The sequence below is a fragment of the Nitratireductor indicus C115 genome (genome assembly GCF_000300515.1).
Classification (GTDB): domain Bacteria; phylum Pseudomonadota; class Alphaproteobacteria; order Rhizobiales; family Rhizobiaceae; genus Nitratireductor; species Nitratireductor indicus.
On the sequence record NZ_AMSI01000019.1, the window covers coordinates 12,121 to 31,445 of the forward strand.

Sequence of the window (19,325 nt, forward strand, 5' to 3'; positions counted from 1 at the left end):
AACGATGAGTGATTTCAAGAGTTATATCGCCAAGGTCGCGGCTGGAAGCCCGCTCACTTTCGAGGAAGCTCGCGAAGCCTTCGGCATCGTGATGTCGGGCGAAGCCACGCCCAGCCAGATCGGCGGTTTTCTCATGGCGCTGCGTGTACGCGGCGAGACTGTGGACGAAATCTGCGGCGCCGTCGCCACCATGCGCGACAAGATGCTGACGGTGGAGGCTCCTGAAGAAGCCATCGATATCGTCGGTACGGGAGGCGATGCGTCCGGTTCCTACAATGTGTCCACCTGTGCGGCATTCATCGTTGCCGGTGCCGGCGTTCCTGTCGCAAAGCACGGAAACAGGGCGCTCTCTTCCCGTTCCGGAGCGGCCGATACGCTTGCGGCGCTGGGCGTCAATATCGAGCTTGGCCCGAAGGGTATTTCCACCTGCATTGCGGAAGCCGGGCTCGGTTTCATGTTTGCGCCGGCGCATCATTCCGCCATGCGCCATGTGGGGCCCTCACGCGTGGAACTTGGCACCCGCACCATCTTCAACCTGCTCGGCCCGCTGTCCAATCCGGCCGGTGTGCGCAGGCAGCTTGTCGGTGTTTTCGCACCGGAATGGGTCACGCCGCTTGCCAAGGTTCTGAAGGAACTGGGCGCCGAGTCTGTCTGGGTCGTGCATGGCGCGGGTCTCGACGAGATGACCACAGCGGGCACCACGCAGGTGGCCGCGCTCGAAGACGGCGAAATCCATCATTTCGAGGTGACGCCCGAGGATGTGGGGCTCAAGCGGGTCACGATGGCAGATCTGAAGGGCGGCGATGCGGCGCACAATGCCGATGCCTTGCGCGCCGTCCTGCGCGGCGCGCAGACTCCCTATCGCGACATCGCCATTCTCAATGCGGGCGCCGCCCTTGTCGTGGCGGGGCGGACTAAAACGCTCAAGGACGGCATCCGGCTCGCCGGCGAATCCATCGACCGGGGCCAGGCAGAGGCCGCGCTCGAACGTCTTGTCGAAGTATCAAACCGGGTGAGTGGCAATGGCTGACATTCTGCGCAAGATCGAAGCCTACAAGAGACAGGAAATCGAAGCGGCCAAGAGCGCCCTTCCCCTGAACGAACTGGTTGCCATGGCGCGCGATATCGATCCACCGCGCGGCTTTGCCCTAGCATTGCGCGACAAGAAAGCGACCGGGCGCTTCGCGCTGATCGCCGAGATCAAGAAGGCAAGCCCTTCGCGTGGCCTGATCCGTCACGATTTCGATCCACCGGCGCTGGCGCGCGCCTATGAGGATGGCGGGGCTGCCTGTCTTTCGGTACTCACCGACACCCCCTCCTTCCAGGGAGCGCCGGAATTTCTCGGCATGGCGCGAACGGCCTGTTCGCTGCCTCTCCTGCGCAAGGACTTCATGTTCGAACCATATCAGGTCTATGAGGCGCGGGCCTGGGGTGCGGATGCGATCCTGATCATCATGGCCTCTGTCAGCGATGCCGAGGCCAAGGCACTCGAAGAGACGGCACTCGACCTTGGAATGGATGCGCTGATCGAAGTGCATGACGAGGAAGAGCTGGAGCGCGCGCTTGAATTGAGCTCGCCGCTGATCGGTATCAACAATCGCGATCTGCGTACGTTCGAAACCACGCTCGAAACCAGCGAGCGTCTCGCCCCGCGGGTTCCCGAAGGGCGGATCGTCGTGGGCGAGAGCGGCATCTTCACCAATGAGGACTGCCGCCGCCTTTCGCGCGCCGGCATGATGACCTTCCTCGTCGGGGAAAGCCTCATGCGGCAGGATGATGTCACGGCGGCAACGCGCAGCCTGCTTGGCCTCGATCTGGCCGAAGCGGCGGGCTGAAGCCAATGAGCGGCGGTGACCGGCTGACACATCTTTCGGCCTCCGGCGAAGCCCATATGGTCGACGTCGGCGAGAAGGCAGAAACTACGCGCCAAGCCGTTGCCGAGGGGGCCGTCCTGATGCGGGCGGAAACGCTTGCCGCTATTCTCTCAGGCAATTCGAAAAAGGGCGATGTACTCGCCACTGCCCGCATCGCAGGCATCATGGCCGCGAAGAAGACGCATGAGCTCATTCCGCTCTGCCATCCACTGATGCTGTCCAAGGTGGCCATCGAGATCGAACCCGACGAGAGTCTCCCCGGATTGACGGTGCGCGCCACGGTGCGTGTCAGCGGGCAAACGGGCGTTGAAATGGAGGCCCTGACAGCGGTTTCCGTTGCCTGCCTGACGATCTACGACATGGCGAAGGCGCTCGACAAGGACATGACGCTCACGGGTATCAAACTGCTTGAAAAGACCGGTGGAAAGTCCGGCACCTGGTCGCGCGCCGAAGGGAGTTGAACATGCCGCTTTTGCCGGTCGATGAAGCGCTGGAACGTATTCTCGAAGGCGTAAAGCCCTTACCGGCCGAAATGGTGCGGATCAATGAGGCGGACGGGCGGATACTGGCCGAGCAGATCAAGGCGCAACGCACGCAACCCCCATTCAATGCTTCTGCCATGGACGGCTTTGCAGTGCGCGCGCAAGATGTGGCGTCCCTGCCCGCAACACTTTCGCTGATCGGTGAATCGGTCGCGGGAAGGCGTTTCGACGGATCGCTCGGCGCAGGACAGGCCGTTCGCATCTTCACCGGAGCGCCGGTTCCCGAAGGCGCCGACACAATTCTCATCCAGGAAAACGCGCGCACCCTGCCCAACGGACAGGTCGAGGCGGTACAGGCGGTGGAAAAGGGGCGGCACATCCGGCGCGCCGGCCTCGATTTCAACGAAGGCGATGCCCTTCTCGACGAAGGGCGCCTGATGGGACCGCCTGCCATTGGGCTCGCTGCTGCCGCCGGTCATACCCGCCTTCCTGTCACGGAGCGTCCGCTGGTCGCAATTCTTGCAACCGGCGATGAACTCGTTCTACCGGGAGAACCATGCGGGCCAGATCAGATTGTCGCCTCCAACGGCTTTGCCATCGGCGCGCTCGCAAAGGCCGAAGGCGCGCGCATCCTGGATCTGGGCATCGTTCGTGACGATACCGCTGCCATCACCACGGCAGTTAAAAGGGCGCATCATGCGGGCGCGCAGGTCCTGGTGACGCTCGGCGGAGCCTCGGTTGGCGCGCGCGATCTCGTGCGCCAGGCACTGCTCGATGCCGGGCTCTCCATGGGCTTCTGGAAGATCGCCATGCGTCCCGGAAAACCTCTCATGTTTGGTCGCCTCGGCGAGATGCGCGTGCTGGGCCTTCCCGGCAATCCCGTATCGAGCCTCGTTTGCGCGCATCTTTTCCTGCGGCCGCTGGTGGCGCGGCTCGGGCGGCGCAGCTTCACGCCCGACCTGCGCAGCGCGGTCCTGTCCGCCCCGCTCAAGGAAAACGACGAACGGCGCGACTATATTCGCGCTTCGGTCGCTGCGGGCCCGGAAGGCCTGATCGCGACTCCGTTCCCGGTGCAGGACTCATCCATGCTGACGACGCTCGCGGCAGCAAATGCGCTGATCGTCCGCGAGCCAGAGGCTCCGGCAGCCGAAGCCGGCGCCCGTTGCCGCGTTCTCATGCTGGGGTGATCCTCATCGGCGCAAAGCATCCTTCATGTGTTGGAAAGGGTGCCTTATCTTCCGCTTTCAGACTTCATGCGGGCGTCAGCTGTTTCCATCTGGCGGCACAACACATGAAAATGGAAGGAAAGAGCCCGTCGCGCCAGCATTCATCATCTGCAACGAGAGCAGATTGGAAAACTCTATTTCCTCGGCAGTCACAGGGCAAATGGGAATGCGCGTCCGGCATCCGCCGGTGATGAAATCATCCTGCGCCTTCAAAAAGGCCTCGCTCATTCCCTTTATGCCCAGCTGGGCGAGGATGTCTGCCTTGAATTCGCTGAAAAGCCTGCACTTTTTCTCCGGCCAGCTTTCTTGCGCCACAACAGGTGAAGGCACAGAAACGAAAACAGCCGATGCCGCAGCAAGAAGCGCGCCGGAGATGGCAAGCTGAAAGGCAAAACGGAGACGGCCGCGCCTGCAATCCGCATTGGAACGGCCGTCACCACGTCGCTGCATCAGAACGGAATCTCATCGTCCAGGTTCTGCGAATAGCCGCCACCGCCGCCGGAGCTTTCCGCCGGACCTGACTGGCCGAAATCGGACCCACGGCTACCGCCACCGCCGTAATTGCCCTGCCCGCCGCCATAGCCGACCTGGGCGTCACCGCCCTGCCCGCGTGCGTCCAGCATTTGCAACTCGCCGCGGAATTTCTGCAGAACGATTTCAGTGGTGTAGCGGTCCTGACCGTTCTGATCGGTCCATTTGCGTGTCTGGAGCTGCCCCTCCAGATAAACCTTGGCACCCTTCTTCAGATATTGCTCGGCAACCTTGGCGAGATTGTCGTTGAAGATGACCACATTGTGCCATTCGGTGCGTTCGCGGCGCTCGCCCGACTGGCGGTCGCGCCAAGTCTCGGAGGTGGCAATGCGCAGATTGACCACCGGATCACCGGAGTTGAGCCGGCGGATTTCCGGGTCAGCGCCCAGATTTCCCACCAGAATGACCTTGTTGACGCTACCCGCCATGACGCTTCTCCACGCTTGTCCGAACTGTGTCGCGCACCTTATCGCAACGAGACCACGCATGCGCGGTCATGCGCATACGCATGCGGTATCGTCCACAAATCAATTTTGTTCTTTTTATGTTCCCATTCCTCGCTGACGGTGTCAAGCAGGACGTGATTGGGCCTTTCCCGTCCAGATACAGATAGCCCCGCCGCTTTCCTTCGAAGCGCGCGGGGCTGCGGATCTTCTGATCCTCCATGCCGGGATCGATTACCGGCATACTATTGCGGTCGCGGATTGCACCGCATCAATCAGTTGATTTGTTGGATTAGGCAGCCGGTCCAGAGCTTTGTCCTGCCCATCAGTCGATGCTTACCTTTGGCGCGCATCTTCAGACCCTTTTGAACATCAGTTCAAACGCCTGGACGACGCAACCCGAACGGGTCCGTATCGTCAAAAGCCTCTTCCTGAATATCGCGAGAGTCAGCCGGCTGTGGCTCCGCTCGACTCGCGGAGCCTGAACGATCGGTCCGGTGGAGTCATGCCTCCCTCCTTCTGTCGTTTCAGTCTTTGCTCCATTCAGCGCCAGTATCTGCGCCCTGCCATTCGAATGTGCCCACCGGCACCCGATCAGAACGGTCCTGACGCTCTTTGAACGCTGACCGAGTCAGTCTGCTCCCGCCGCTGCGCAGGGTCAAGGCACCAAAGGCCGCCGTTGCAAAACGTGATCGGATCACCCCGCCTTGATCGCCCGCCTTCAAGGCAAAACGATTTTTCGGGACAGCGCAGGCAATCATTGTCAGGAGATTGTTCATTTTTTGTTCTTTTTGCTTGCTCTGCGGGTAAAAAAACGGGAAAACGCTCCTTGCGGCGAGACGTGGCCGCGCGGCGCGGTCCTTCCGTGGCCATCGACATTCGCGCTGCGTTTCCTACATGAAGCACGGTCGGCCTGTTTCGGCTGGTCCATCATTTTTAGAAGGCAGCGACGGGGCATGCCCGAACACAAGTTCATTTCCATTCGCGGTGCGCGCGAGCACAATCTGAAGAATGTGGATCTCGACCTTCCGCGCGAGAGCCTGATCGTCATGACCGGGCTTTCGGGTTCAGGCAAGTCGTCGCTTGCCTTCGACACGATCTATGCCGAAGGCCAAAGACGCTATGTCGAAAGCCTGTCGGCCTATGCCCGTCAGTTCCTGGAAATGATGCAGAAGCCGGATGTCGACCAGATCGACGGACTATCGCCGGCCATTTCCATCGAACAGAAGACAACCTCACGCAATCCCCGCTCCACCGTCGGCACTGTGACGGAAATCTACGACTATATGCGCCTCCTGTTTGCGCGTGTCGGCGTGCCCTATTCGCCAGCCACGGGCCTGCCCATCGAAAGCCAGACTGTCAGCCAGATGGTTGACCGCGTCATGCTTCTCGACGAAGGCACGCGGCTTTATATTCTCGCGCCCATCGTGCGCGGTAGAAAGGGCGAATACCGCAAGGAACTCGCCGAACTGCAGAAAAAGGGTTTCCAGCGCGTGAAGGTGGACGGCACCTTCTATGAGATCGCCGACGTTCCCGCGCTCGACAAGAAATACAAGCACGACATCGACGTGGTGGTGGATCGTGTTGTGGTGCGCCCTGACCTCGCGACGCGACTGGCCGATTCGCTCGAGACCTGCCTTCAGCTCGCCGACGGGCTTGCGGTTGCAGAATTCGCCGATAAGCCGCTTGCCGACGACGAGACAGCGAAGGGCGGCGGTGCCAACAAGTCGAAGAACGAGACCCATGAGCGGATCGTCTTTTCGGAGAAATTCGCCTGCCCCGTTTCCGGCTTCACCATTCCCGAGATAGAGCCGCGCCTCTTCTCCTTCAACAACCCGGCCGGCGCCTGCCCCGCCTGCGACGGCCTCGGCAGCCAGCGCGCCATAGACCCCATGCTTGTTGTGCCCGACGAAAGCGTTGTGCTGCGCGAGGGCGCAATTGCCCCGTGGGCCAAGTCGACATCGCCCTATTATCTCCAGACGCTGGAGGCGCTCGGGCGCGAATTCGGTTTCAAGGTGGGCGACCGCTGGCGCGATCTTTCGGCCGATGCCAAGGATGCGATCCTGAACGGAACGGGCGATAACAAGATCGCCTTCGACTATAATGACGGCCTACGCAGCTATCGCACCACAAAGCCCTTCGAGGGGGTGGTGGTGAACCTGCAGCGGCGCTGGAAGGAGACGGACTCCGCCTGGATGCGCGAGGAAATCGAGCGCTACATGTCAGCCCATCCCTGCCCGGCCTGCGGCGGGCATCGCCTCAAGCCGGAAGCCCTGGCCGTCAAGATCGACGGGCAGCATATCGGCGAGATCACGCAGATGTCGATCCGCCATGCCGGCAGCTGGTTCGAGGGACTTCCCCAACGGCTGAACGAAAAGCAGAACGAAATCGCCACGCGCATTCTCAAGGAAATCCGCGAGCGCCTGACCTTCCTCAACGATGTCGGTCTCGACTATCTGACGCTGTCGCGCAATTCGGGCACGTTGTCGGGGGGCGAGAGCCAGCGCATCCGGCTGGCCTCGCAAATCGGATCAGGTCTGACGGGCGTCCTCTATGTGCTCGATGAGCCATCGATCGGCCTGCATCAGCGCGACAATGACCGCCTTCTCGCCACGCTGCGGCATCTGCGCGATCTCGGCAATACGGTGATCGTGGTCGAGCACGATGAGGACGCCATCCTGACCGCCGACTATGTGGTCGATATCGGCCCGGCAGCCGGCGTCCACGGAGGAAGGGTCATCGCGGAAGGCACGCCGCGCGACATCATGGCCAATCCCAATTCCATCACCGGTAAATATCTGACCGGCGCACTCGCTATTCCCATGCCACAGGAGCGCCGGGCGATTTCCAAGAAGCGGCGCGTCCGCATTGTGGGTGCGCGTGGCAACAATCTGAAGAATGTGACGGCGGATATTCCGCTCGGCACCTTCGCCTGCGTCACCGGCGTTTCAGGCGGCGGCAAATCGACCTTACTCATCGAAACGCTGTTCAAGGCTGCTTCGCGCCGCATCATGGGATCGCGCGAACACCCGGCAGAACATGACCGGATCGAGGGGCTCGAGCATCTCGACAAGGTGATCGATATCGATCAGTCGCCTATCGGCCGTACGCCTCGCTCCAACCCTGCCACCTATACGGGCGCCTTCACGCCGATCCGCGACTGGTTTGCCGGTCTGCCGGAGGCCAAGGCGCGCGGCTATCAGCCGGGCCGCTTCTCCTTCAACGTGAAGGGCGGGCGCTGCGAGGCCTGCCAGGGCGACGGCGTCATCAAGATCGAGATGCACTTCCTGCCGGACGTCTACGTCACCTGCGATGTGTGCCATGGCAAACGCTATAATCGCGAGACGCTGGAAGTCACCTTCAAGGGCAAATCCATCGCCGATGTTCTGGAAATGACAGTCGAGGAAGGTGTGGAATTCTTCGCCGCCGTGCCGGCCGTGCGTGACAAGCTGCAAACCCTGGCACGGGTCGGTCTCGGCTATATCCATATCGGCCAGCAGGCCACGACGCTTTCGGGTGGCGAGGCCCAGCGCATCAAGCTAGCAAAGGAGCTCTCGAAACGCGCGACGGGTCGGACCTTGTATATTCTGGATGAACCGACAACAGGCTTGCATTTCCATGATGTAGCAAAGCTTCTTGAAGTTTTGCATGAGCTTGTCGACCAAGGAAATACCGTCGCTGTGATCGAGCATAATCTGGAAGTCATCAAGACCGCCGACTGGATACTCGACCTCGGCCCGGAGGGTGGCGATGGTGGTGGCGAGCTTGTGGCTTCCGGTTCCATAGACGATATCATGGCGGAGCCGCGCAGCTATACGGGCAAGTTCCTCAAGGAACTCCTGGAACGCCGCCCCGCCGGCAAAGCCCAGGCAGCGGAGTGATTGCATGACAAAAGGAACCATTCGCGCCGGTATCGGCGGCTGGACGTTTGCGCCATGGGAAGGAACTTTCTATCCTGACGACCTGCCCAAGAAGCGGCAGCTCGAATATGCCAGCCGTCAGCTTCCGACGATCGAAGTGAACGGCACCTATTACGGCAGCCAGAAGCCTGCGGTCTACGCCAAATGGGCATCCGAAGCCCCTGATGGGTTCATCTTCGCGCTCAAGGGGAACCGCTTCGTCACAAACCGCAAGATTCTTTCCGAAGCCTCTGAATCTCTTTCAAAATTTCTGAATTCCGGCATCGCAGAATTGGGCGGCAAGCTGGGACCTCTCGTCTGGCAGTTCGCGCCGACGAAGAAATTCGAGCCGGACGATTTCGAAGGCTTTCTTCAACTCCTGCCGGCAACGCAGGACGGCATTGCACTAAGGCATGTGCTCGAGGTTCGGCACGACACATTCCTGACGCCTGAGTTTCCGGCGCTGGCGCGGAAATATGGTGCGGCGATCTGCTATGCTCACCATTTCACCTATCCCGAAATGGCGGACGTCACTGCCGATTTTGTCTATGCCCGCCTGCAGCGCGGCGAGGATGACATTCCCACCGCCTATCCCCCGGCGGAATTGGACCGATGGGCGGCGTGCGCCTCGCTTTGGGCCGAGGGCGGCCAGCCGGAGGATTTGCCACTCGCCGACCCCGCCTTCACAGCACAGAAAACTCCGCGCGACGTGTTTGTCTACTTCATTCACGAGGGAAAAATCCGGGCGCCGCAGGCAGCGCAGGCATTAATGAAACGCGTCTAGCTCCGCCGTCTTTCTGCGCACACAGCGGCTTCAGGCGGGCGGTCCTGGGTCTGCTGCATTTCGTAGCCATTCGAGTGAATTTGATTGCACCCGAATGGCTACGAAGCTCCGAGCAAGCCAGACAGCACTTCAGGAAGAAGCTCCGGCAAATCCTCGGCAATCAGACCGGGGCCGAATAGCCTCCCGGCCTCAGCATGCAGCCAGGTGGCTGCGGCTGCGGCCTCGAAGACCGGCATGGACTGCGCGATCAGCCCGGCGATGATACCGGCAAGGACATCGCCCGACCCCGCCGTCGCGAGATAAGGCGTGCCGTTTGCGTTGATCACTGCGCGCCCGTCGGGTGCGGCGACAACCGTATCCGCTCCCTTCAGTAAAACCACGGCACTCGCCTGCAATGCAGCCGCACGGGCCCGCTCGACTTTCGACAGGGAGCGATCGGCGGCGATATCCGGGAAAAGGCGCTCGAACTCCGCTGCGTGCGGTGTCAGGACGAGCTCGGGCATCTCACCGTCGACCATGCGCTCTAACAATGATCGCGGCTCTTCAGCAAAGGAGGTGATGGCGTCAGCATCCAGAACCACGCCCTTTAGATCGCCTTTTCTTCGTCCAAGAAGAAAAAGGGCGAAAAGCCGGGCCGTCTCTCCGACACCGAAGCCCGGCCCAAGCAAAGCCGCCGCCGGACGGCGGTTCGCAACGAAAGTCTCCACATCCGCAAGCGTATCGGCACGCTGAAGCATGATGGATGTCAGATGCGCGGCATTTACCAGAAGAGCGCTCGACGGTGAGAGCATCGTGACGGCACCTGCGCCGATCCGGGCGACAGCACGCGCTGAGAGCCGCGCCGCACCGGTTGCGCTTGCCCCTCCCGAGAAAACGGCCACATGGCCTCGCGTATATTTATGCATCTGGGAGGACGGCGAGGGAAAATCGCTGCGCCACACATGCGGGCCGTTTTCCCAAAGCTTTATCCCCGCCCCCTCGATAACGGTCGGCGCGATGCCTATGTCCGCAACGACGATGGCACCGCAGCGTTCCCTTCCCGGATATAGAAAATGGCCGGGTTTGGCGCGAAAGAAGGTCACCGTAAGAGTGGCGGAAAATGCGGCTCCGAGAATGGCACCGCTGTCGCCTGAAACGCCCGACGGAAGATCGACGGCAACGACCGGGCATCCCGCTGCCTGGGTCGAGCCTATCGCCTCAGCTTCCGGCCCACCAATCTCCTTGGAGAGGCCTGCACCAAAAAGCGCATCCACCACCAGCCGTTCACGGGTGGCGCGAAAGACACTCAGAGGCTCAGGCCTCACGGAACAGTCGCGCGCGGCAAGTGCTGCATCGCTGCCCTGCCGGGGCGGCGCGCTGGCGAACACTCTCACATCGAGACCACGCTCGTGGAGAAGCCGGGCCACAACATAGCCATCACCCCCGTTGTTTCCCGGGCCGCAAAGGACGTCGACACCATGCACTTCTGCAAAGCGCGCCAGTATTTCATCAACAACGGAAGCTCCCGCATTGCGCATGAGCCCATACCCGTCATATGGGCCCTTCGCGATTGCCCTCCGATCCGTTCTGCCCATTTCCGCGGATGTAAGAATTTCCATTGCCGTGGCCTTTTGCCGCTTTTTTAGGCGAAATGCATATTTTATAATCAACTCCAAGCCCCACAGCATTGGCAGCGATAGTTGTTTTGCCCCGCCGCCTAACCTGAAGGTGACGTCTGATCCGAAAAAGCTGCGCTTCCAGAGGCTTTTGCGGCAGAATGCAGTGCTTGGCACGCTTCATGCAAGCCCCAAGAGTGAGTTGGCATGTTTTGTGCTTTAACCGAGGCGGAGCAACGAGGGGCGTGGCAAAGCCATTCCTGAGAACCCATTGGAGACCACCCAGGTATGAAAAAGGTCGAAGCGATCATCAAACCCTTCAAGCTCGACGAAGTGAAGGAAGCCCTTCAAGAGGTCGGCCTTCAGGGCATCACAGTTATCGAGGCCAAGGGCTTCGGCCGCCAGAAAGGGCACACCGAGCTCTATCGCGGAGCTGAATATGTCGTCGATTTCCTACCCAAGGTGAAGATCGAAGTGGTTCTGCCCGACGAAACCGTCGATGCCGCAATCGAAGCCATCCGCAAGGCTGCCCAGACGGGCCGCATCGGCGACGGCAAGATCTTTGTAACGAATGTCGAGGAAGTCATCCGCATCCGCACCGGTGAGACCGGCGCGGACGCCGTCTGATCCCCTCCCACTTCCGGCCCCGGCATTCGCAAGGGCCACAGCGTCAATACCATCCCAAACAGGAAAGTGATTATGACCACAGCACAAGACATCATGAAGCAGATCAAGGACAACGACGTGAAGTTCGTCGATCTGCGTTTCACCGATCCGAAGGGCAAGCTGCAGCATGTCACCATGGATGTCGTGGCCGTGGACGAGGACATGTTCGCCGACGGCGTGATGTTCGACGGTTCGTCCATCGCCGGCTGGAAGGCCATCAACGAGTCCGACATGGTGCTGATGCCCGAGCCGGAGACGGCCCATATCGACCCGTTCTTCGCCCAGTCGACCATGGCGATCTTCTGCGACATTCTCGATCCGGTTTCCGGCGAAGCCTATAACCGCGACCCGCGCGGCACGGCCAAGAAGGCGGAAGCCTATGTGAAGTCCGAGGGCATCGGCGACACCATCTTCGTCGGCCCCGAAGCCGAGTTCTTCGTGTTCGATGATGTGAAGTACAAGGCGGATCCCTACAACACCGGCTTCAAGCTCGATTCGACCGAACTGCCCTCCAACGACGACACGGACTATGAGACCGGCAACCTTGGTCACCGTCCCCGCGTCAAGGGTGGCTATTTCCCGGTTCCGCCGATCGATTCGCTCCAGGACATGCGCTCCGAGATGCTGACCGTGCTTACCGAGATGGGCGTGACGGTCGAAAAGCATCACCATGAGGTGGGCGCCGCCCAGCACGAGCTCGGCGTGAAGTTCGACACGCTGCTGCGCAATGCCGACAAGATGCAGATTTACAAATATGTCGTGCATCAGGTCGCCAATGCCTATGGCAAGACGGCAACCTTCATGCCGAAGCCGATCTACGGCGACAACGGCTCGGGCATGCACGTTCACCAGTCGATCTGGAAAGATGGCAAGCCGACCTTCGCCGGCAATGAATATGCGGGCCTTTCCGAAACCTGCCTGTTCTACATCGGCGGCATCATCAAGCATGCCAAGGCCCTGAACGCCTTCACCAACCCGATCACCAACTCCTACAAGCGTCTGGTGCCCGGCTTCGAGGCTCCGGTTCTGCTCGCCTATTCGGCACGCAACCGTTCGGCTTCCTGCCGTATTCCGTTCGGCTCTTCGCCGAAGGCAAAGCGCGTCGAGGTCCGTTTCCCGGATCCGGCAGCCAACCCCTACCTCGCCTTTGCCGCCATGCTGATGGCCGGCGTCGACGGCATCAAGAACAAGATCCATCCCGGCCAGGCCATGGACAAGGACCTCTACGACCTGCCGCCGAAGGAGCTGAAGAAGGTTCCGACCGTCTGCGCATCGCTGCGTGAAGCTCTGATGGCGCTCGACAAGGATCGCGGCTTCCTGAAAGCCGGCGGTGTGTTCGACGACGATCAGATCGACGCCTATATCGAGCTGAAGATGGCTGAAGTGCTGCGCTTCGAGATGACGCCGCATCCGGTCGAGTTCGACATGTACTACTCGGTCTAAGACCGTCCGGTTCGAAGAACCGAAAAGCCTCGCCTTCGGGCGGGGCTTTTTTATTACACTTCATCAGGATTGGGCGGGGGCCTCCGCGTCCATCCTGCTGCGGCACCAATCCGTCGCGATGCCGCCCAGTGTTGCTCGCTCTCGAAAATCGCGGGCCACCTCGCCGAAAGCGAAGCGTATCGAGTTCTCCACGATTTCCTGATCGTAGCGCTTGAGATTTTCTGCGATCGGCGCCCACTGGAACAGTGCCTTCGGGCTTTCGCTGAAGGCATCGCCCCCGGCTGCCAGGTTCTCCCAGTGCACATCCCTCAACCGGGCGGCAAAGCCATCTCTCCAGGACCGCGCCATTCCCTCGTCCGGCAGATGGGCCTCATTGTCTCCAATCCCCCATTCGAAACAATGGCTGGCCAGCAAGGCCACCTGCTCGTTGCTGAGGCTGCCTGTATGCCCTACCCGTGCCACGGTATGGACGGCCATATCTGAAAGGCAGGCTGCAAAAACATGCAGCTTCGCCACATTGATCGACTGGATGAAAACATCATCCTCAAACATCGACGGGTAACGGGTTCCCATTCGCGCCTTCAGATAGCCGTAGAGCTTCTTCTGGGCGACGAAGGCCGAGCGCGTGCTCACGAAAGCGGCAAGCTGATCGGCCGTTTCGATGGATTCGCGCTCCCTGCGCAAACGCAGGCGGCCTGCGGCCTCGCGCAGGAATGCCATGCTCCTCGTCCACTCGACACCCATGGAAAACCTCCTCCCCGCCCAAGATTTCGCCGTGTTTAGACTACGACCAATGTCTCGATTTTCTTTGCCCGGGAACTGCCCAATGCTTGAGACATGCCATTGTGAGTCCGTTTGGGAAGAACTGCAATGGCGGCAGTTAACGACTTTGGTCGCTAACGGTTTATCGGGAGGAGGACACAATGTCCGCAAATGACGCAGAAAGTGCGAAGGATCGCTATTGGGCGAAAACCAGAAACCTGACCATCGTCGTTCTGGTGCTCTGGGCGTTCTTCTCGCTCGTAATCCCCTGGCTGGTCGGGCCCCTGAACAAGTTCACGTTCATCGGCTTTCCGCTGGGTTACTACATGATCGCTCAAGGCTCGCTCATCGCTTTCGTCGTCATGATCTGGGTGCAGAACTGGCGCCAGGACGCGATCGACGACGAGTTCGGCTACGGCGAAGAGTAGGGAGGGGACCGACATGGCTTTGATGCAGGGACGGTTCATCGACAATATCGGCCGGGTATACACGATCTACACCGGCGGCTTCCTCGCCTTCATCATCCTGATGGCTATACTCGAACAGCTCGGGGTCGGTGCCGACACGATCGGCATCCTGTTCGTTGCCTTCACAATCGCGATCTATGCCATCATCGGGTGGCTGTCGCGAACGATGGAAGTGGATGCCTACTATGTGGCCGGGCGACAGGTTCCGGCAGTCTATAACGGCATGGCCACTGCGGCCGACTGGATGTCGGGCGCTTCCTTCGTGGCGCTTGCCGGCGGCGTCTATTTCGGCGGTTACGGCTACATGGCCTTCATCGTCGGCTGGACCGGCGGCTATGTGCTCGTCAACTCGCTGATGGCGCCTTATCTGCGCAAGTTCGGCTGTTATACGGTGCCCGACTTCATCGGTACGCGTTACGGCGGCAATCTCGCCCGCCTCTGCGCGGTCATCGTTCTGGTCGTGGCATCCTTCACCTATGTGACGGCGCAGATCGATGCGACCGGAACAATCGCCGCACGCGCGCTGCACATCCCCTATCACTATGGTGTGTGGTTCGGGCTTCTGGGCATCCTGCTGTGCTCGATGCTGGGCGGCATGCGCGCCGTCACCTGGACGCAGGTTGCGCAATATATCGTGCTCATCGTCGCTTATCTGGTGCCGGTGATCTGGATGTCCAATGCGCAAGGCTTCGGCGTCATTCCGCATTTCACCTATGGTGAGGCAGCGTCCAGCATGACGAAGTTCGAAGCCATGTATGGCCTGAACCCGCCGCTTGAGGCGATCAAGGGCCTGTCGGTGCTCACGACCCCGCATACGGGCCCGGTCGGCGACTATGCCGAGTGGAAATTCGTGACGCTGGCCCTGTGCATGATGGCAGGAACGGCTTCGCTACCGCATATCCTGATGCGCTACTTCACCACGCCCTCCGTGCGCTCCGCACGCAAGTCCGTGGCCTGGTCGCTGCTGTTCATCTTCATGCTGTATTTCACGGCACCGGCGCTTGCCACGCTGACAAAGCTCCAGCTTCTCGATCCCAGCCTGCCCACGGCCATCATCGGCAAACCTTTTGCCGAGGTCGCGTCGCTCGACTGGATCAGGAACTGGTCGGATGTCGGCTTCCTGGCCATTGCCGATCAGAACGGCGACGGCATCCTGCAGCTCAACGAGTTCTTCATGCGGCCCGACATCGTCGTGCTCGCCACTCCGGAAATCGCGGGGCTTCCCTATGTGATCTCCGGCCTCGTTGCTGCCGGCGGCATGGCTGCCGCCATGTCTACGGCCGACGGCCTGCTTTTGGCCATCGCCAACGCGCTCAGCCACGATCTCTACTACAAGATGATCGATCCCAAGGCTGACACGGCCATCCGGCTTGTGGTTGCCCGTGTTCTGCTGCTCGGCATCGGTGCGCTCGGCGCTTTGATCGCCTCTCTTCAGCTCACAGGTATCCTCGGAGCTGTGGCCTGGGCGTTCTGCTTCGCCTGTTCCGGCCTCTTCTTCCCGCTCGCCCTTGGCGTGTGGTGGAAGCGTGCAAACCGCGAAGGCGCCGTTGCAGGTATGGTCGCCGGCTTTGGCGCGGGCTGCCTGTATCTCTACTATGTCTATACAGGCGGCACTCCATGGTTCGGCATCGATCATCTGCGGTTCGGCATTGTCGGCATGGCCGCCAGCCTGATCGCGATGGTGGTCGTCACGCTCATGACGCCAGCTCCGGATGAAGAAATTCAGCGCATGGTCGACGAAACCCGCGTTCCTGCGGGCCCGCCGATCCTTTCAGCCAAACATTGATCCGGCTAAAGTAAGATCGGGGGCGGGTTTACCCGCCCCCGATCATGTCGGGAGGAGCAAAACATGCAGGGGACGATTGCGGCGTTTCCGATCTGGGTCATCGCGCTGGACTATTTTCTGGGCGTCATCATGTGGACGCTCATCGCCCGGGCGGCCATGGGAATCTTCCTGCCGGAGGATTCGAGCTTCTTCTTCATGCGCTTCTTCGTGCGCGCCACCAACCCTATCCTCAGGCTTTTCAAGCCCATCACGCCCGGCTTTCTCCTCGAGCCGCTCATTCCGATCTACGTGGCGTGGTTCTTCTTCATGATCCGCTTTTATCTCATGCCGTGGCTGCTCGGCTATTCGGTCATGGGCATGCTGTCTTTCCCGCTGGAAAGCGAGATCGCGGCAATGCTTTATCAGGCTTTCGGCAGCAAATAAGAGGCATCCTGTTCCGTCAGATGCCCCACCGATGGAAGGCCAGCGGAGCAAAGCTCGTTCCAGCCCAGCACCGGTGCGCGGAAAGCCCGACTTCCGGCACCATCGCGTACACAGTGGACGGTCGAAGCGCCCGGCGCCTTCAATTATAAGAATGTCAGGCGGCTCGGCGGAGCACGGATCGCCTGATCTGAGCTGCGGTTTCAGTCTTCCAGAGCTGACAGCAGGCTTGCCGACGCCATCATGTCTCGCTCGCGCGAGGCGCGGCGAAGCTTTGCTTCACCGTCCTCTCCCCATTGGGCAATGTTCCAATCCTCGTCCACATGAGCTGCTTGCCATGCTTCCTGCGCCGAGAGCATTTTCCCTTCGACCGCAAGCGCGAGCAGAAGAGAACCGGTGAGCGAGGTCATGACGTGGATTGCCGCCAGCCGGAACGGATCCGTCCGCTGACGCAGATAGGTGCTGATCGCGGCGATTGCGATGCGAGATTGTTCCACATGCACAATGCCCTCAGCAAGGATGAACTGAGCGCCCGTAACACTTTGAATCCAGTCCAGAACCGGATCCCATGCCTCGGCCTGCATGGCCACCAGACGCTCCGGTGAAGGTGCGCGATAGCAAAGGAGATCGCTGGTCGCATAACGCAGGACATCCTCGACCACCGGCTGCGTGTGGATGGCCACGCCATCGATCGCGGTATTGACGAGGCGGGTGACCGGCATCTGAGCGGGATCGATCTCTTGGCCCTGCGCAGCATATTCCGATGCGACGAGTTCGGCCGCTGCCCGACTTGGCAGGAGCACCCTGGTTGCGCCCGGCGTGCGCACGGCGCGCCCGTCCAGAAGAATGCTGAAGGCCCCCTCCTCCTCTTCACCTACGGAGACGTCCTTGTAGAACCTCTTGGGCAAAGCCCGCTTCATCGTGCTTTGGGCACGACGCACCGGGTCCTGTTCGGCCGGTGTCTTTCCGTCTTCGAGGTCGTTCAGAAGATCGCGCATGGTTTTACTATAGGCCGTTTATTGTGGTGATTTAAGCAGGGATGTTTCGCCTGCGCGGACGATTGACGACGATCAGGCCCACAGCGATCAGCGAAAGTGCGAATAACAGCTTCATCGTCAGCGGCTCTCCAAGCACCAACCCGCCGCACATGACACCGAAAACCGGCACCAGAAAGGTGAAGCTGGACAGGCCTGAAGCCGGATAGCGGCGCATCAGCCAGAACCACAACACATAGGTGAAGCTGACGACAAAGAATGCATGGAACAGGAAAGCTCCGATCGCCAGGCCTGTCACATCCCTGAAAAGCGGTCCGGCGAGCGGAATAAAGGGGATCGGCAGCACAGTGGACACAGCGAGCTGATACATCAGTGTCTTTTCGGCGCTCACATCCGTGAGTTTCGACTGTTTGATGACAATGATCGTCAATGCCCAGAGAAGCCCGCCCAGGAGACACAGAAGATCGCCGATCAGCGCATTCGGCTCGGGCAGGCTCAATCCATCGGAAAACACAACGGCCACGCCGATGAAGGCCATCAGCAATCCCGCAAACTTGATCGCGGACATCCGTTCGCCAAGAAAAAAGTGCCCGCCGACCAGAACCCAGAAAGGCATCGTGTTGAGCATCAAGGCGCCGCGCGCGGCGGAGGTGTAGTCAAGTCCGAAGAAAATGCAGAGGAATTCAAGCCCGAACAACGCGCCGGCAAGAAGACCGGGCACCAGAGTACCGTCGCGCTCGAACAGGCTTATGCGGCGATAACGGCACCACAGGTAAACAAGTACGGTGGCGACGAGAGAACGCAGAAACATCACGAACATGGGATTGAAGCCCATATTCGTGATCTTGATGGCGACCTGGTTCAGCCCCCAGGAAAAGCTCAGGCCCAGCATCATCAGGGCAGCAAACGCATCGATGCTGTCCCGCCTGTCGATCAGGGACGGCGTGGCAGCGGTCATTGCGCATCCTCGGCTGAGGCTTCATCGAAGCCGAGCAGATTCCAGCTCTGCCGCATATGCGGGGGCAACGGCGCGGTGACATCGATCCTGCCGCCGTCGGGATGTGGAATAACGATCCGCCGCGCGTGCAAATGCAGTCGCTTTTGCAGGCCGCCGGGAAACTCCCAGTTCTGGTCCGCTTCGAAATATTTGGGGTCACCGATGATCGGGCATCCAATATGGGCTGCGTGGACACGCAACTGATGGGTCCGCCCGGTATAGGGCTCCATTTCGAGCCAGGAAAGATTCGTCGCCGCCTGTTCGATCAGGCGATAGTTCGAAACCGCATGGTCGGAATCGGGTTCACCATGCTTTGCAACCCGCATCCTGTCGCCATCCGGGGTCTGTTCCTTGACCAGCCAGGTGGAAATGCGTCCTTCAGGCTTCTTCGGCACGCCCTTAACCAGTGCCCAATAGGTCTTCTTCGTGTCGCGCGCGCGAAAAGCTTCGGTAAGCTTCACAGCAGCCTGGCGTGTGCGGGCAACCACGAGCACGCCTGACGTGTCCCGGTCGATGCGATGCACAAGGCGCGGTTTCTCGCCTTTCTTGTTGCGCCAGGCTTCGAGCATGCCGTCCACATGACGGTTGACCCCGGAACCACCCTGAACCGCGAGACCGGCCGGCTTATTGAACACATAGACCTTCGGGTCCTCATAAATGAGCATCTGCGACAGGGCCTCACCGTCGCCAGTGCTGCGCAGGCTGTGGGCCGTGAGGTTTTCATTGCCCTTGCGGTCGACCTCGAGCGGGGGAATGCGCACCATCTGACCTGCCTGTACGCGCGTATCCGCCTTGGCACGGCCACCATCGACGCGCACTTGTCCTGACCGCAGCAATTTCTGCAGATGGCCGAAACCAAGGCCAGGGAAATGAACCTTGAACCAGCGGTCAAGGCGCATGCCCCCCTCATCCTTGCCGATCTCGACCTGTTGCACACCCGACATCTGAATTCGCT

The 19,325-nt window shown here is 60.4% G+C and carries 19 protein-coding genes; 12 read left to right on the top strand and 7 right to left on the bottom strand.

Annotated elements, in window-relative coordinates:
- Window positions 1-4 precede the first annotated feature (4 nt).
- The 5 genes from trpD to NA8A_RS25380 all read left to right on the top strand — a co-directional run bounded on the left by trpD (window position 5) and on the right by NA8A_RS25380 (window position 3,967).
- The gene (gene trpD, locus NA8A_RS21325) at window positions 5-1,030 is read left to right on the top strand and encodes an anthranilate phosphoribosyltransferase (RefSeq protein WP_009452488.1); all 1,026 of its coding nucleotides are present in this window, start codon (window positions 5-7) and stop codon (window positions 1,028-1,030) included.
- The gene (gene trpC / locus NA8A_RS21330; RefSeq protein ID WP_009452489.1) at window positions 1,023-1,835 is read left to right on the top strand and encodes an indole-3-glycerol phosphate synthase TrpC; all 813 of its coding nucleotides are present in this window, start codon (window positions 1,023-1,025) and stop codon (window positions 1,833-1,835) included. Before trpD ends, trpC begins: the two co-directional genes overlap by 8 nt.
- 5 nt (window positions 1,836-1,840) lie before the next feature.
- The gene (gene moaC, locus NA8A_RS21335) at window positions 1,841-2,335 is read left to right on the top strand and encodes a cyclic pyranopterin monophosphate synthase MoaC (RefSeq protein WP_009452490.1); all 495 of its coding nucleotides are present in this window, start codon (window positions 1,841-1,843) and stop codon (window positions 2,333-2,335) included.
- Between the two features lie 2 nt (window positions 2,336-2,337).
- Window positions 2,338-3,543 carry a molybdopterin molybdotransferase MoeA gene (locus NA8A_RS21340; protein ID WP_009452491.1) on the top strand — a complete coding sequence of 402 codons (1,206 nt, stop codon included), beginning with the start codon at window positions 2,338-2,340 and terminating at the stop codon, window positions 3,541-3,543.
- A gap of 163 nt (window positions 3,544-3,706) precedes the next feature.
- Window positions 3,707-3,967 (top strand): hypothetical protein, encoded by a 261-nt coding sequence (locus NA8A_RS25380; RefSeq protein ID WP_177203410.1) that lies wholly within the window; start codon window positions 3,707-3,709, stop codon window positions 3,965-3,967.
- A 64-nt stretch (window positions 3,968-4,031) separates the two neighbouring features.
- On the opposite strand, the gene NA8A_RS21350 is transcribed toward NA8A_RS25380, so the two are convergent.
- Together NA8A_RS21350 and NA8A_RS21355 are read right to left on the bottom strand one after the other, a co-directional pair.
- A complete protein-coding gene (locus tag NA8A_RS21350; RefSeq protein ID WP_009452493.1) occupies window positions 4,032-4,541 on the bottom strand; it encodes a single-stranded DNA-binding protein in 510 nt (169 codons plus the stop codon).
- A 542-nt stretch (window positions 4,542-5,083) separates the two neighbouring features.
- The gene (locus NA8A_RS21355; protein ID WP_009452494.1) at window positions 5,084-5,335 is read right to left on the bottom strand and encodes a hypothetical protein; all 252 of its coding nucleotides are present in this window, start codon (window positions 5,333-5,335) and stop codon (window positions 5,084-5,086) included.
- A gap of 177 nt (window positions 5,336-5,512) precedes the next feature.
- Between NA8A_RS21355 and uvrA the strand changes: the two genes are divergently transcribed.
- Both uvrA and NA8A_RS21365 read left to right on the top strand, forming a co-directional pair.
- The gene (uvrA, locus tag NA8A_RS21360; RefSeq protein WP_009452495.1) at window positions 5,513-8,437 is read left to right on the top strand and encodes an excinuclease ABC subunit UvrA; all 2,925 of its coding nucleotides are present in this window, start codon (window positions 5,513-5,515) and stop codon (window positions 8,435-8,437) included.
- Window positions 8,438-8,441: 4 nt separating this feature from the next.
- Window positions 8,442-9,239 (top strand): DUF72 domain-containing protein, encoded by a 798-nt coding sequence (locus NA8A_RS21365; RefSeq protein WP_009452496.1) that lies wholly within the window; start codon window positions 8,442-8,444, stop codon window positions 9,237-9,239.
- Window positions 9,240-9,337: 98 nt separating this feature from the next.
- Here NA8A_RS21365 and NA8A_RS21370 read toward each other — a convergent pair whose 3' ends face one another.
- Window positions 9,338-10,837 carry a bifunctional ADP-dependent NAD(P)H-hydrate dehydratase/NAD(P)H-hydrate epimerase gene (locus tag NA8A_RS21370; protein ID WP_009452497.1) on the bottom strand — a complete coding sequence of 500 codons (1,500 nt, stop codon included), beginning with the start codon at window positions 10,835-10,837 and terminating at the stop codon, window positions 9,338-9,340.
- Window positions 10,838-11,122: 285 nt separating this feature from the next.
- Between NA8A_RS21370 and NA8A_RS21375 the strand changes: the two genes are divergently transcribed.
- Both NA8A_RS21375 and glnA read left to right on the top strand, forming a co-directional pair.
- Window positions 11,123-11,461 carry a P-II family nitrogen regulator gene (locus NA8A_RS21375; protein WP_009452498.1) on the top strand — a complete coding sequence of 113 codons (339 nt, stop codon included), beginning with the start codon at window positions 11,123-11,125 and terminating at the stop codon, window positions 11,459-11,461.
- 72 nt (window positions 11,462-11,533) lie between these two features.
- Window positions 11,534-12,943 (top strand): type I glutamate--ammonia ligase, encoded by a 1,410-nt coding sequence (gene glnA, locus NA8A_RS21380; RefSeq protein ID WP_009452499.1) that lies wholly within the window; start codon window positions 11,534-11,536, stop codon window positions 12,941-12,943.
- 63 nt (window positions 12,944-13,006) lie between these two features.
- Here glnA and NA8A_RS21385 read toward each other — a convergent pair whose 3' ends face one another.
- Entirely contained in the window at window positions 13,007-13,687 is a 681-nt protein-coding gene (locus NA8A_RS21385) for a hypothetical protein (protein WP_009452500.1), read from the bottom strand.
- A gap of 179 nt (window positions 13,688-13,866) precedes the next feature.
- Between NA8A_RS21385 and NA8A_RS21390 the strand changes: the two genes are divergently transcribed.
- From NA8A_RS21390 to NA8A_RS21400, 3 genes are all read left to right on the top strand, one after another.
- Window positions 13,867-14,133, top strand: a complete 267-nt coding sequence (locus NA8A_RS21390) for a DUF4212 domain-containing protein (RefSeq protein WP_009452501.1) — start codon at window positions 13,867-13,869, stop codon at window positions 14,131-14,133.
- Between the two features lie 13 nt (window positions 14,134-14,146).
- On the top strand, window positions 14,147-15,958 hold the full coding sequence (locus NA8A_RS21395) for a sodium:solute symporter family protein (protein ID WP_009452502.1): 1,812 nt from the start codon (window positions 14,147-14,149) through the stop codon (window positions 15,956-15,958).
- A 63-nt stretch (window positions 15,959-16,021) separates the two neighbouring features.
- On the top strand, window positions 16,022-16,381 hold the full coding sequence (locus tag NA8A_RS21400) for a YggT family protein (protein WP_009452503.1): 360 nt from the start codon (window positions 16,022-16,024) through the stop codon (window positions 16,379-16,381).
- Between the two features lie 200 nt (window positions 16,382-16,581).
- On the opposite strand, the gene NA8A_RS21405 is transcribed toward NA8A_RS21400, so the two are convergent.
- From NA8A_RS21405 to NA8A_RS21415, 3 genes are read right to left on the bottom strand one after another with little or no spacing between them, the layout of a single operon-like run.
- Window positions 16,582-17,376: an ATP12 family chaperone protein gene (locus tag NA8A_RS21405; RefSeq protein WP_009452504.1), complete on the bottom strand. Its 795-nt coding sequence runs from the start codon at window positions 17,374-17,376 to the stop codon at window positions 16,582-16,584.
- A gap of 31 nt (window positions 17,377-17,407) precedes the next feature.
- Window positions 17,408-18,331 (bottom strand): DMT family transporter, encoded by a 924-nt coding sequence (locus NA8A_RS21410; protein WP_009452505.1) that lies wholly within the window; start codon window positions 18,329-18,331, stop codon window positions 17,408-17,410.
- Complete coding sequence (locus NA8A_RS21415) at window positions 18,328-19,314, bottom strand: RluA family pseudouridine synthase (protein WP_009452506.1); 987 nt, start codon at window positions 19,312-19,314, stop codon at window positions 18,328-18,330. The genes NA8A_RS21410 and NA8A_RS21415 overlap by 4 nt, the downstream gene beginning before the upstream one ends.
- Window positions 19,315-19,325 lie beyond the last annotated feature (11 nt).